General features: G+C 71.3%; 12 protein-coding genes. 2 read left to right on the forward strand and 10 right to left on the reverse strand.

Annotated features, from left to right (window positions below):
• Positions 1-2 precede the first annotated feature (2 nt).
• The 10 genes from ASG83_RS01070 to ASG83_RS01115 form a co-directional block, all read right to left on the reverse strand.
• Positions 3-515, reverse strand: coding sequence for a DUF177 domain-containing protein (locus tag ASG83_RS01070; protein WP_235451400.1), 513 nt, complete (start codon positions 513-515; stop codon positions 3-5).
• Positions 516-607: 92 nt separating this feature from the next.
• Positions 608-1975, reverse strand: coding sequence for an aspartate aminotransferase family protein (locus ASG83_RS01075; protein ID WP_055856085.1), 1368 nt, complete (start codon positions 1973-1975; stop codon positions 608-610).
• Positions 1976-2015: 40 nt separating this feature from the next.
• Entirely contained in the window at positions 2016-3248 is a 1233-nt protein-coding gene (locus tag ASG83_RS01080) for an FAD-binding domain-containing protein (protein ID WP_055856087.1), read from the reverse strand.
• A gap of 97 nt (positions 3249-3345) precedes the next feature.
• On the reverse strand, positions 3346-4503 hold the full coding sequence (locus tag ASG83_RS01085; RefSeq protein WP_055856091.1) for an ABC transporter substrate-binding protein: 1158 nt from the start codon (positions 4501-4503) through the stop codon (positions 3346-3348).
• 84 nt (positions 4504-4587) lie between these two features.
• Positions 4588-5367 carry an ABC transporter permease gene (locus ASG83_RS01090; RefSeq protein ID WP_055856095.1) on the reverse strand — a complete coding sequence of 260 codons (780 nt, stop codon included), beginning with the start codon at positions 5365-5367 and terminating at the stop codon, positions 4588-4590.
• A complete protein-coding gene (locus ASG83_RS01095) occupies positions 5364-6200 on the reverse strand; it encodes an ABC transporter ATP-binding protein (RefSeq protein ID WP_055856098.1) in 837 nt (278 codons plus the stop codon). The genes ASG83_RS01090 and ASG83_RS01095 overlap by 4 nt, the downstream gene beginning before the upstream one ends.
• Positions 6197-7120 carry an ABC transporter permease gene (locus ASG83_RS01100; protein WP_369813366.1) on the reverse strand — a complete coding sequence of 308 codons (924 nt, stop codon included), beginning with the start codon at positions 7118-7120 and terminating at the stop codon, positions 6197-6199. The genes ASG83_RS01095 and ASG83_RS01100 overlap by 4 nt, the downstream gene beginning before the upstream one ends.
• Complete coding sequence (locus tag ASG83_RS01105) at positions 7117-8133, reverse strand: TIGR03842 family LLM class F420-dependent oxidoreductase (protein ID WP_055856101.1); 1017 nt, start codon at positions 8131-8133, stop codon at positions 7117-7119. Before ASG83_RS01105 ends, ASG83_RS01100 begins: the two co-directional genes overlap by 4 nt.
• Positions 8134-8162: 29 nt before the next feature.
• On the reverse strand, positions 8163-9626 hold the full coding sequence (hydA, locus tag ASG83_RS01110) for a dihydropyrimidinase (RefSeq protein WP_055856104.1): 1464 nt from the start codon (positions 9624-9626) through the stop codon (positions 8163-8165).
• A gap of 25 nt (positions 9627-9651) precedes the next feature.
• Entirely contained in the window at positions 9652-10500 is an 849-nt protein-coding gene (locus ASG83_RS01115; RefSeq protein WP_055856108.1) for a nitrilase-related carbon-nitrogen hydrolase, read from the reverse strand.
• A gap of 196 nt (positions 10501-10696) precedes the next feature.
• Between ASG83_RS01115 and cofD the strand changes: the two genes are divergently transcribed.
• Both cofD and ASG83_RS01125 read left to right on the forward strand, forming a co-directional pair.
• Positions 10697-11722, forward strand: coding sequence for a 2-phospho-L-lactate transferase (cofD, locus tag ASG83_RS01120; RefSeq protein WP_055856112.1), 1026 nt, complete (start codon positions 10697-10699; stop codon positions 11720-11722).
• 124 nt (positions 11723-11846) lie between these two features.
• On the forward strand, positions 11847-12371 hold the full coding sequence (locus tag ASG83_RS01125) for a hypothetical protein (protein WP_055856113.1): 525 nt from the start codon (positions 11847-11849) through the stop codon (positions 12369-12371).
• Positions 12372-12457 lie beyond the last annotated feature (86 nt).

Here is a 12457-nt window from a genome sequence, read left to right on the forward strand (position 1 = left end):
CGTCAGTTCGTGCTCTGGTCGGTGCTGTCAGTGGTCTCTGCGGCAAAGCCCTGCAGAGCGGCCCAGCGCGGATCGATGATCTCGCGCGGCGTCCGCTCCGGGTGGTCGGCCAGGCGCTCGCCGGTCTCGGGGTCGAGACCGGGGCAATCAGGTCGGCACACCGGCTGGAACGGCAGCGACAGCACTACCGCATCCCGAACAACAGGTTCACAATCCACGTGGTTGTCGTGAACCGTGTAGTCGAAGGCGTCGTCAGGAGAATACGCGAAAACCTCCTGGAATTCGACTTCGAGCGGCAGCTCGACACGGTCGAGGCAGCGCACGCACTCGCCAACGGCGGTCGTCGTGACCGTCGCCGAGACCAAGATCCCCTCGTGCAGGCCCTCGAGTCGCAGGTCGATCTCGATGGGCGTCCCCTGCGGAACCGTGACGACCGAGGCGCCGAGCTGCTCGGGCACGTCGAAGGCGAGCGACTTCTCGCGCATCTCGCCGGCGCGGTGCATGAGGTCGCGCACGTCGACGCGGTAGGGGGAGGTAGGCATAACGCTCCATTCTCGCACGACGGCGGGCGGGCATCCGATTCGGGATGCCCGCCCGNCGCCGGCTCTCAGCCCGCGGCGACGGCCGCGAAGGCCTCGTCGTAGGCGACGAGCGCGCGCTCGACCTCCTCCGGCGTGACGATGCACGGCGGCACGACGTGGATGCGGTTGTCGGCCGCGAACGGCAGCACGTGCCGCTTCATGAGCTCCGCCTTCAGCTTCCCGATGACGCTCGCGGCGACGGGCTCCCGCGTCGCGCGGTCGGTGACGAGGTCGAGCGCCCAGAAGACGCCGAGGCCGCGCACCTCGCCGATCATGTCGTGCTTCTCGGCGAGCGCCCGCAGGCCCGGGCCGAGGTGCTTCTCGCCGATCATCTTCGCGTTCTCGACGATGCCCTCGTCGGTCATCGCGTCGATCGAGGCGACGATCGAGGCCATCGCGAGCGGGTGGCCCGAGTAGGTGAGGCCGCCGGGGAAGACGCGCTCGTCGAACGCCGCGGCGATGTCGGGCGAGATGACGACGCCGCCGACGGGCACGTAGCCGGAGTTCACGCCCTTCGCGAAGGCGATGAGGTCGGGCACGACGCCCTCGGGGTTGACGGCCTCGCCCTGCCAGGCGAACCACTCGCCCGTGCGGCCGAAGCCGGCCATGACCTCGTCGGCGATCCAGACGATGCCGTAGCGGTCGCAGATCGCGCGCACGCCCGCGAGGTAGCCGGCGGGCGGAGAGAAGATGCCGGCGGTGCCCGGCACCGATTCGAGCACGATCGCGGCGATCGTGTCGGGCCCCTCGGCCTGGATGGTGCGCTCGAGGTGCTGGAGGGCGCGCTCGCACTCCTCGGCCTCGGTCGTGGAGTGGAACTCGCTGCGGTACAGGAACGGCCCGAACACGCGCAGGTGGCCCCACGCGTACTCGTTGGGCATGCGGCGCCAGTCGCCCGTCGCGGCGATCGCGGCGCCCGTGTTGCCGTGGTAGCTGCGGAAGGTCGAGATGACCTTGTGCTTGCGCGTCGTCAGGCGCGCCATGCGGATGGCGTTCTCGATCGCGTCGGCGCCGCCGTTGGTGAAGAAGACCTTCGCGAAGCCGGGGCCGGCCTTCTCGACGATGCGCTTGGCCGCCTCGCCGCGCGCCAGATTGGCGTGGGCGGGGGCGACGGTCGCGAGCTCGGCGGCCTGCTGCTGGATCGCCGCGACGACCTTCGGGTGCGAGTGGCCGATGTTGGTGTTGACGAGCTGGCTCGAGAAGTCGAGGTAGCGCGCGCCGTCGTACGTCCAGACCTCGCTGCCTGCCGCGCCCGCGATGACGAACGGGGCGAGGGCGCCCTGCGCGCTCCACGAGTGGAAGACGTACTGGCGATCGAGCTCGAGGGCGCGGGCGCCGTCGGCCGGGTCGAGGTCGGGCTGGGTGGTGTGCGACCGGTTCAGAATGTCGGTCATCGCTATCGGTCCTTGAGTCGGAGGGACGGGATGGTGCTCATTATCGTCCGTCCCGGCCGATTCGCTGAGTGCGCAGGAGCGCAGGGATCCGCTCGCGGAACGGGAAGAACCCGCGCGTCGCGTGCGGCCACGCCGTGGCGTCCCACTCGCGCAGCAGCATCGTGAGGCTCAGCCCCTCGGCGGCGAGCTCCGCGGCGGCCGCGTCGAGCCGCGCGCGGGCGGGGCCGACGGGCGCATAGGGCGTCACGATGGCCGTGGCGCCGTGGGCGCGCGTCCACTCGATGAGGGCGGATGCCCGCATCCCGTCGATCGCGACCGCCGGCGCTCCGAACGCGGTCGCCGCGCGATCGCGGCCATCGGCGAGCGCGTGCGCGGTGAACTCGGCCACGAGCGGGCCGCGCGCCCCGACCGGGGAGCGCTCCTCCCCCGCCACCGGGCTCGCGACGGCGACGACCTCGGCACCGGCCGTCCCGAGCTGCGCGGCGAGGCTCTCGGCGTGCAGGTCGTCCTCGTGCAGCAGGAGCGCGACACGCCCGCGCGGCGGGGCGACGGCGCCGGGCGGCGCGGCGGGAGGCGGCACGGGCGCGTCCTCGCTCACGGCGGGAGCCTCCGCCGTGAGCCCGGTCGGCCGGAAGCGGCCCTCCGTCGCGACGTCGATGTTCTGCGTCGTCGCGAGGTACGTCTTGCCGACGGTCTGCAGCCCGGCCACCCAGCGCCACGAGAGCGTGTTGGAGGCGGGGTCGCCGTCGAGCAGGTGGCGCAGGAAGTGGTCGGCGCCGAGCTGCCAGGGCAGGCGCAGCGTGAAGATCCAGATGCTCGCGAACCACATGCGGGCGTGATTGTGCAGGTAGCCGAGCTCGACGAGCTCGCGCGCCCAGTCGTCGAAACCGTCGATGCCGGTGCGGCCGGCGACGGCGTCGTCGTAGGTCGCGCGGTCGGCGGCGCTGAGCCCCTCGAGCGCCGGCGCGATCGCCGCGCCGTACCGCGACCACACGCTCGGCCGCAGCTCGAGCCAGCCCTTCCAGTAGGTGCGCCAGTAGACCTCCTGCACGAACTTCCCCGCCGCGTCGAGCGAGTGCCGCTCGAGCACCGCCTCGACGACCTCGCGCTCGGTGATGAGGCGGTGACGCACCCACGGCGAGAGCGTCGAGACGTTCGCCCGGTCGTGCGGGCCTCGGTCGGTGTTGCGCTCGGCGGCGTAGGCGCGGCCGGCTCGGGGGACGAATTCGGCGAGCCGCTCCCTGCCAGCGGCGCGCGTGGCGTCGAACGTCATGCGGCAATCGTGCGGCCTGTCGGCTGGGAGCCGGGGGCGAAGAAGGGGCGGGATGCCCGACTCGGGCATCCCGCCCCCGCAGGTCGGTCGACAGGGGCTAGTTGCCGCCCTCCATGAGCTCGACCTCGATGGGCTCGAAGCCCTCGCCGAAGACGTCGACGCCCTCCTCATCGAGCTCGGCGAGAGCCTGCTCGATGTACTCGTTCGTCCAGACGCCGTCGCCGGGCTCCTCGGTGATCAGGCTCGCACCCGATTCGTTGACGGCGCTCAGCGCGGCCGCGACGGTGTCGTCGAACGCGCCCTCGTCGATGTAGCCGATGCCGTCCGGAGCCGGCCAGATGAGCTTGTTGGTCTCGTTGACCATCCACAGCTCGTGGCTCGGGCCCCAGCCGGAGCCCGCGTCGATCGTGATCTGGGCGGCGTCCTCCGGGTTCTCGGCGGCGTACACCCAGCCCTTGATGACGGCCTTGAGGAAGGCGACCGTCGTCTCCTGGTACGGCTCGTCGCTCTCGAGTCGCTCGGTGTCGGCCCAGATCGCGTCCTGGAGCATCGCGCCGACGGTGTCCTCGTAGCTGATGACGTTCAGGTCGTCGGGCGTGTACAGCTCGCCCGTCTCGGGGTTCACCGTCTCGAGCACCTGCGCGTACTCGTTGTACGTCATCGCCTGGGCCGCATCGATGTCGCCGGAGAGGAAGGCGTTCATGTTGAAGTCCTGCGTGATGATCTCGACCGTCGTGGAGTCGAGGCCCTCCTCCGCCATAGCGGCGAAGATCTCCCACTCGTTGCCGAAGCCCCACGAGCCGATCTTCTTGCCCTCGAAGTCGGCGACCGACTCGATGCCGCTGTCGGCCCACGCGACCTGCAGCGTGCCCGAGCGCTGGAAGATCTGCGCGATGTTGGTGACGTTCGCGCCGGCCTCGATCGAGCCGAGCACCTTCGGCACCCAGGCGATCGCGTAGTCGACGTCGCCGTTCGCGAGGGCGTCCTGCGGCACGATGTCGCCGCCGGAGGGGATGATCTCGACGTCCAGGCCGGCCTCCTCGAAGTAGCCCTGCTCCTGCGCGGCGAAGTAGCCGGCGAACTGGCCCTGCGGCAGCCACTGCAGCTGCAGCTTGACCTCGGTGAGCTCGCCGTCGGAGCCGGAGCCGGAGCCGCCGTCGGCGCCTCCCGTGTCGGCGGCGCAGGCGGAGAGTGCGAGCGCGGCGGTCAGGCCGAGCGCGCCGATCGTCGCGAGGCGACGGGTGCTGTGGATCATGTCGTGTCCTTTCAGTGCTTCCCGGGGTGGTGTGGTGCGGGGTCTGGAGGTGCGGGTCGGTGGAGCGGGTGCGGTGCCCTCGCGTCAGCCTCGGCGCGAGACGGCGCGCTCGATGGCGAGCGCGACGAGGTAGAAGGCGAGGCCGAGCACGATCGCGGCGACGACGTACGCCCAGGCGCGCGGGTACGCGCTCGAGGCCGCCGAGGTCGAGATGAGCCCGCCGAGCCCGCCGCGCGGGCCGCCGAAGTACTCGGCGACGAGCGCCGAGATCACGGCGAGCGACGACGCGAGACGGATGCCCGTGAAGGTGAAGGGCGCGGCGGTGCGCAGCGTGATGGTCCGCATCACCTGCCACGGCGTCGCGGCGTAGGCGCGCATGAGGTCGCGGTGCACGGGGCGCGTCTGCCGCAGGCCCCGCGCGGTGTTGATGAAGACCGGCACGAAGGCGGCGAGCGCCGCGATGAGCTGCCTGCCGGTCTGCGCGTCGGCGCCGAACGCCGTGTTGAGCACGGGGGCGAGGGCCACGATCGGAACGACCGCGAGGGCGGCGACGATCGGCGCGAGCATCCCGTCGATGATGCGGGCGGCGGAGGCGACGAGGGCCGCGACGATGCCCACGATCGTGCCCGCAAGGAGGCCGATGAGCGCGTTGAGACCCGTGAGCCCGGCCGCGCTCGCCATCGACGGCAGGAACGCGGCGATCTCCGCGCCGATCGCGGCGGGGCTCGGCAGGAGGTAGGCCTCGATGAGGCCGCTCCCGGCGAGCAGCTGCCACAGCACGATGACGACGACGCCGAGGATGACCGGCGCGAGCAGGCGCTCGGCCGTGCTCGGCACGCGCTCGACGACCGGGGGGCGGCTCATCGCGTCTCGACCCCGCGCGGCCCGGTGACGGGAGCGCCGTGGAGCGCTTCGCGCACCGCGGTGATCATCTCGAAGAAGGCGCCGTCCTCACGCAGGTCGTCGGCGCGGTCGGCGGCGCGGCCGAGGCGCATCGGCACGATGTCGGCGATGCGGCCGGGGCGCGGCGACATGACGACGACGCGGTCGCTCAGGTACACCGCCTCGGGGATGGAGTGGGTGACGAAGACCACCGCGGCGCCGGTCTCGGCGGCGATGCGCAGCAGCTCGGTCTGCATGTACTCGCGGGTCATCTCGTCGAGGGCGCCGAAGGGCTCGTCCATGAGCAGGAGGGCGGGCTTCTCGGCGAGGGCGCGGGCGATCGCGACGCGCTGCTGCATGCCGCCGGAGAGCTGGTCGGGGAACTTCTGCGCGAAGTCGCCGAGGCCCACGAGCGCGACGAGCTCGTCGACGCGAGCAGTGCGCTCGGCGGGCGCCATGCCGTGCAGCTCGAGCGGCAGGGCGATGTTGCCCGCGACGGTGCGCCAGGGCAGCAGCCCCGCCTGCTGGAAGGCGATGCCGTACCGCTGGTCGAGCCGGGCCTGGTGCGCGCTCGTGCCGAAGACCTCGACGGTGCCCGCGCTCGGGGAGTCGAGATCGGCGATGAGCCGCAGGAGGGTCGACTTGCCGCAGCCGGAGGGGCCGATGAGGGAGACGAACTCGCCGGGCGCGACGTCGAGGTCGATGCCGCTGAGCGCGACGACCTCGCCCTGCTTGGTCGAGAACGTCTTGTCGACGCCCCGCGCGCTCACGGCGGTCGCAGCGCTCGGGGGGGTCGAGGTGCTGGTGGGGATCATTGCGTCGCCTCCGCGCGTCGGTAGTTCCGGAAGATGAGGCCGAGGATCGCGACGGACCCCGCGGCGATGAGGCCGAGGGTGACGGCGCCCGCGATCGGGGCCCACGCCTTCGCCGGGTCGCCGCTCGCCTGCCCGGCGTACTGGATGATGAGGCGGCCGATGCCGCCCTGGAGGCCCGTCGACACCTCGGCGACGATCGCGCCGACGACGGCGTTCGCCGCGGCGAGCCGCAGCGCCGGCAGCAGGTACGGCACGGCGGCGGGCAGGCGGACGCTGCGCAGCGTCGCCCACCAGCCGACCGAGTACGTGCGCAGCAGCTCGAGGTGGATCGCGTCGGGCGCCTGCAGACCCCGCAGCGCGCCGACCGCGACGGGGAAGAACGCGAGGTAGCTCGCGATGACCGCGACGCTCATCCAGTCCTGCCACTCGAAGGCGCCGATCTCGATGCGCGAGCCCCAGCTGCGGACGAGCGGCGCGAAGGCGATGAGCGGCACCGTCTGGCTCAGCACGATCCACGGCAGCATCGCCGACTCGGCGAGGTGCCAGCGCTGCATGATGAGCGCGAGGCCGATGCCGACGACGACGCCGACGACCCAGCCCGCCGCGGCGATGCCGAGCGTGAGGGCCGCGGCGAGCACGATCTCGAGCCACAGCGGCCGCGCACCCTCGGCGCGCGTCACCGGCTCGAGCAGCCGCGTCGCCATCTCCCACACGTGGGGCATCGCGAGGTCGCTCGTGCGAGGGAGCACGCGCGCGTCGCCGATGACGACGCCGTCGGCCGGCCCCATCGCCTTGTAGAGCTCCCAGCCGACCGCGAGCAGCAGCAGGCCGAGCAGCCCGTAGCCCCACAGCCGCAGCCGTGCGCCGCGATCGCGCGCGCGCTGGCGCGGCGGCGTGAGGGCGATCGCGGCGTCGGTCACGCCGTGGCCCGCCTCGTGCCGCGCAGTGCGGGGATGATCGTCTCGCCGTACACGCGCAGCGTCTCCTCCTTGTTGTCGTGCTGGAGGTAGCCGGCGAACTGGTCGACCCCGAGGTCGCGGAGCGCCTCGAGCTTCTCGATGTGGTCGTGCGCCGAGCCGAGCACGCAGAACCGGTCGACGATCTCGTCGGGCACGAAGTCGACGTGGTCGTTGCCCGCCTTGCCGTGCGTGTTGTAGTCGTAGCCCTCGCGCCCGGCGATGTAGTCGGTGAGCGCCCGCGGCACCTCCGAGCCCTCGCCGTGCTTGGCGACGATGTCGGCGACGTGGTTGCCGACCATGCCGCCGAACCACCGGGTCTGGTTGCGCATGTGATCCCAGTCCGTGCCGACGTACATGGGCGCCGCGACGCAGAACTTTATCGACATGGGGTCGCGCCCGGCGTTGTCGGCCGCGGTGCGCACGGTCTCGATCATCCACTTCGCGATGTCGAGGTCGGCGAGCTGCAGGATGAACCCGTCGCCGACCTCGCCAGTGAGCTTGAGCGCGAGCGGGCCGTAGGCGGCGACCCACACCTCGAGCTCGCTGCCGTGGCTCCACGGCAGCTGCAGCATCGCGCCGTTGTACTCGACGGCGCGCGAGTTGCCGAGCTCGCGGATGACGTGGATCGACTCCCGCAGCTCCGTGAGCGTCGTCGGCTTGCCGTTCGTGACGCGCACCGCCGAGTCGCCGCGGCCGATGCCGACGATCGTCCGATTGCCGTACATCTCGTTGAGGGTCGCGAAGACGCTCGCGGTGACCGTCCAGTCGCGCGTGGCGGGGTTCGTGACGAAGGGGCCGACCTTCACGCGATGCGTCTCGGCGAGGATCGCCGAGTAGATGACGTACGGCTCCTGCCACAGGATGTGGCTGTCGAAGGTCCACACATGGCTGAAGCCGTACTGCTCGGCGAGCTTCGCGAGGTGGACGGTGCGGCTGGCGGGCGGGTTGGTCTGGAGTACTGCTCCGAAATCCATGGATGCTCTTCTCTCGGTGTCTCGGAGGCTCAGACGAGGTACTGGCTGAGGCCGCGGCGCAGGTACTGACCGTGCCCGGCCCGCCCGTGGAAGGCGTCGTCGCGGATGACGACCGAGCCGCGCGAGATGACCGTGTCGACCTTCCCGTCGATCTCGAAGCCCTCCCACGCCGCGTGGTCCATGTTCATGTGGTGCTTGCGGCCCGTCGGGCGGCCCTCGTCGTCGACGGGCATGCCGATCGAGGTGTGGCCGTTCGGGTCGTAGACGACGACGTCGGCGTCGGCGCCGGGGGCGATGACGCCCTTCCTGCCGTAGAGGCCGAACATGCGCGCGGGCGTCGTGCTCGTGATCTCGACCCAGCGCTCGAGCGTGATCTGACCGGTCACGACGCCCTGGTACATGAGGTCCATGCGGTGCTCGACCGAGCCGATTCCGTTCGGGATCTTCGAGAAGTCGCCGAGGCCGAGCTCCTTCTGGTCCTTCATGCAGAACGGGCAGTGGTCGGTCGAGACCATCTGGATGTCGTTCGTGCGCAGCGACTGCCACATGTGGTCCTGGTGGCCCTCCGCGCGCGAGCGCAGCGGCGTCGAGCAGACCCACTTCGAACCCTCGAACGCGCCGTACTTCTCGCTCACCGCACCCAGCTGCTCCTCGAGCGACAGGTACAGGTACTGCGGGCACGTCTCGCCGAACACGTTCTGCCCGATGTCTCGCGCCGCGGCGAGCTGCTCGACGGCCTGCTTGGCGCTTACGTGCACGACGTAGAGCGGCGCACCGGTGAGGTTCGCGAGCATGATCGCGCGGTGCGTCGCCTCCTCCTCCATCTGCCAGGCGCGCGCGACGCCGTGGTAGTACGGGTCGGTCTTGCCCTTGGCGAGCAGCTGGGCGACGAGCACGTCGATCGCTGGGCCGTTCTCGGCGTGCATCATCGTCATGAGCCCGTGCTCGGCGGCGACCTGCATCGCGCGGAGGATCTGGGCGTCGTCGGCGTAGAAGACGCCGGGGTACGCCATGAACATCTTGTAGCTCGTGATGCCCTCGTCGATCAGCTTCGGCAGGGCATCCAGCGAGTCGTCGTCGACTCCGCCCACGATCTGATGGAAGCCGTAGTCGATCGCGCAATTGCCCGCGGCCTTCTCGTGCCAGGCGTTCAGCCCGTCGAAGACCTTCTGGCCCGCCGTCTGCACGGCGAAGTCGATGATGCTCGTCGTGCCGCCCCACGCGGCGGCGATCGTGCCGGTCTCGAAGGTGTCGATCGCGGCGGTGCCGCCGAAGGGCAGCTCCATGTGGGTGTGGGCGTCGATGCCGCCGGGGATGACGTACTTGCCGGTCGCGTCGATGACGTCGTCGACGGATGCGGCCAGGTCGTGGCCGAGGAGGGTCGAGCCGGGCTCGAGCACGGCGACGATGCGCTCGCCGTCGATGAGGACGTCGGCCGCGCCGCGCCCCGTGGCGCTCACGACCGTTCCGCCCGTGATGAGGATGGTGCTCATGGTGCTCCTTCGGGTGCGTGCGGGCTTACGGGCGGGTGGTCGCGGCGTAGGAGTCCGGCCGGCGGTCGCGGTAGAACTGCCACGAGTTGCGCACCTCGCGGATGAGCCCGAGGTCGATGTCGCGCGTGACGATCTCGGTCTCGTCCTGGCTCGCGACCTCGCCGACGTAGTTGCCGCGCGGGTCGACGAAGTAGCTCGAGCCGTAGAAGGTCACGGCGAGGTCGCCGAACTCGTCGCTCTCGGTGCCGATGCGGTTGTTCGCACCGATGAAGTACTGGTTCGCGGCCGCCGCGGCGGGCTGCTCGAGCTCCCACAGGCGATTCGAGAGGCCGGGCTTCGTCGCGCTCGGGTTGAAGACGATCTCGGCGCCGTTCAGGCCCAGCTCGCGCCAGCCCTCGGGGAAGTGCCGGTCGTAGCAGATGTACACGCCGACCTTGCCGACGGCGGTGTCGAAGACGGGGTAGCCGAGGTTGCCGGGGCGGAAGTAGAACTTCTCCCAGAAGCGGTCGAGGTTCGGGATGTGGTGCTTGCGGTACTTGCCGAGCACGGTGCCGTCGGCATCGACCACGACGGCGGTGTTGTAGTAGACGCCGGGCATGTCCTCCTCGTAGATCGGGAGGACCATGACCATCTTGAGCTCCTTCGCGAGCTTCGCGAAGCGCTGCACGATCGGCCCGTCCGCGGGCTCGGCGTAGTCGTAGTACTTCGCGTCCTCGATGATGCCGAAGTAGGGGCCGTAGAAGAGCTCCTGGAAGCAGATGATCTGCGCTCCATCGGCCGCGGCATCGCGAGCGAACTGCTCGTGCTTCGCGATCATCGACTCCTTGTCGCCGGTCCAGGTGGTCTGAGTGATGGCGGCGCGGATGACTGACATTGATGAAACCCCTTCTCATCGTTGAACTGGGGCCAGTGTGCGGTGCGAGCGTTTCCGGCTCGTTTCGCCCAATGACGCGTGGGTAAAACCTAGGCCCGCGCATGCGCGATTGGACAGACCGGCGCACGAACGAGCAGAGCCGCTCCCGGCCGGCCCGTGCAGGGCGACCCGGCACGGCCCGGGTTACCGTGGGGTCATGCGGATCACTGTGCTCGCGGGCGGCGTCGGAGGGGCGCGCTTCGTGCGCGGCGTGCGCGAGGAGGTCCGCCGGAACCGGCCCGGGGCATCCGTCGATGTCATCGTCAACACGGGCGACGACTGGTGGCTCGCGGGCCTGCGGATCACGCCCGATCTCGACTCGATGCTCTACACCCTGAGCGGGCAGAACGACGAGGAGCGCGGCTGGGGTCGCGTCGGCGAGAGCGAGCGCGTCTCGGCCGAACTGCGCGCCTACGGCGTGACGCCCGAGTGGTTCACGCTCGGCGACCTCGACCTCGGCACCCACATCGCCCGCACCGCCTGGCTCCGACAGGGTCTCTCCCCGTCAGAGGTGGTGCGCCGGCTGCAGGAGCGGTGGGAGCTCGGCGTGACCCTCCACCCCGCGAGCGACCAGGAGGTCGACACGCACGTCGTGGTCTCCGACCCGGGCGCGCTCGACGGCACGGGCGAGCGCGAGCTGCATTTCCAGGAGTGGTGGACGCGCCACCGCGCGGGCATCCCCGCCCTGCGCTTCCACCAGCACGGGCTCCACCACGCGATCCCCTCGGTCGGCGCGCTCGGCGCCCTCCTCGACGCCGACGTCGTGCTCGTCGCGCCCTCGAACCCCGTCGTGTCGATCGGCACGATCCTGTCGATCCCCGGCATGGCGCAGGCGGTCGCCGCCTCCCCCGGCACGATCGTCGGCGTCTCGCCGATCATCGCCGGCGCCGCCGTGCGAGGGATGGCCGATCAGTGCCTCTCCGCGATCGGGGTGGCGACGGATGCCGCGGCGGTCGCCCGCCACTACGGCGCCCGGTCGCGGGTCGTCCGGCAGGCGACAGGGGCCCGGGGCCTCCTCGACGCGTGGCTCGTGGGCGAGGAGGACGCCGACGCCGCGGATGGCCTCCAGTCGGAGGGGATCGAGACCCGCGCGGTGCCGCTGTGGATGCGCGATCTCGACACCGCCGCCGATCTCGCGCACGACGCGCTCGACCTCGCGGTGGAGCTCCGCAGCCGGCCGTGAGCCGGACCGGGCGTGCGCTGACGGAACTCGCTCGCCGGCCATAGACGCCGCATAGGACGCGCATAGACCCACGGTCGACCGTGAACCCTGCCATCGATCCTCGACCGACTCAGGGAGACCCATCATGCGAAAGTCCACGACCCTCACCGCCCTCATCGCCGCCGGCGCGCTCGCCGTCGGCGGTGCCGCCCTCGCCCCCGCGGCGCTCGCCGCGACCGCGGACGACGACGCGACGAGCACGACCGAGAACGGCGAGCGCCGCGGCCCCGGCGCGGGCCACCGGCCCAGCAACGGGCACGACGGCGATCGCGGCGATCGCAACGAGCACCGCGGCGCCGCGATCGCGATCATCCTCGAGACCCTCGGCATCACGGTCGACGAACTGCGCGACGCGCGCGAAGAGGGCCTGACGCTCGCCGAGCTCGCCGAGGCGCAGGGCGTCGACGTCGACACCCTCGTCGACGCGCTCGTCGCCGCAGCCGAGGAGCACATCGCCGAGCACGTCGCCGACGGCGACCTCACGCAGGAGGAGGCCGACGAGCGGCTCGCCGAGGTCGAGGAGCGCATCACCGACCGCGTGACCGGCGAGGCTCCGGAGCGGGGCGACGGCGACCGCGGGATGCACCAGCACGGCGGGCACCGGGGCTAGGCTGGCGGCACTCACGCAGTGCGCTCCGTCTTGAGCGCTCGAGACGGAGCGGCACTCGCCCGCTCCTCCCCCGCGGGTCGGCGTGC

The organism is Yonghaparkia sp. Soil809 (assembly GCF_001429705.1).
Taxonomy (GTDB): Bacteria; Actinomycetota; Actinomycetes; order Actinomycetales; family Microbacteriaceae; genus Microcella.

Bases quoted from the DNA above. Each gene is read 5' to 3' on its own strand.
- ASG83_RS01075 (WP_055856085.1), bottom strand. From the start codon at position 1,975: ATGACCGACATTCTGAACCGGTCGCACACCACCCAGCCCGACCTCGAC.
- ASG83_RS01080 (WP_055856087.1), bottom strand. From the start codon at position 3,248: ATGACGTTCGACGCCACGCGCGCCGCTGGCAGGGAGCGGCTCGCCGAA.
- ASG83_RS01085 (WP_055856091.1), bottom strand. From the start codon at position 4,503: ATGATCCACAGCACCCGTCGCCTCGCGACGATCGGCGCGCTCGGCCTG.
- ASG83_RS01090 (WP_055856095.1), bottom strand. From the start codon at position 5,367: ATGAGCCGCCCCCCGGTCGTCGAGCGCGTGCCGAGCACGGCCGAGCGC.
- ASG83_RS01095 (WP_055856098.1), bottom strand. From the start codon at position 6,200: ATGATCCCCACCAGCACCTCGACCCCCCCGAGCGCTGCGACCGCCGTG.
- ASG83_RS01105 (WP_055856101.1), bottom strand. From the start codon at position 8,133: ATGGATTTCGGAGCAGTACTCCAGACCAACCCGCCCGCCAGCCGCACC.
- hydA (WP_055856104.1), bottom strand. From the start codon at position 9,626: ATGAGCACCATCCTCATCACGGGCGGAACGGTCGTGAGCGCCACGGGG.
- ASG83_RS01115 (WP_055856108.1), bottom strand. From the start codon at position 10,500: ATGTCAGTCATCCGCGCCGCCATCACTCAGACCACCTGGACCGGCGAC.
- cofD (WP_055856112.1), top strand. From the start codon at position 10,697: ATGCGGATCACTGTGCTCGCGGGCGGCGTCGGAGGGGCGCGCTTCGTG.
- ASG83_RS01125 (WP_055856113.1), top strand. From the start codon at position 11,847: ATGCGAAAGTCCACGACCCTCACCGCCCTCATCGCCGCCGGCGCGCTC.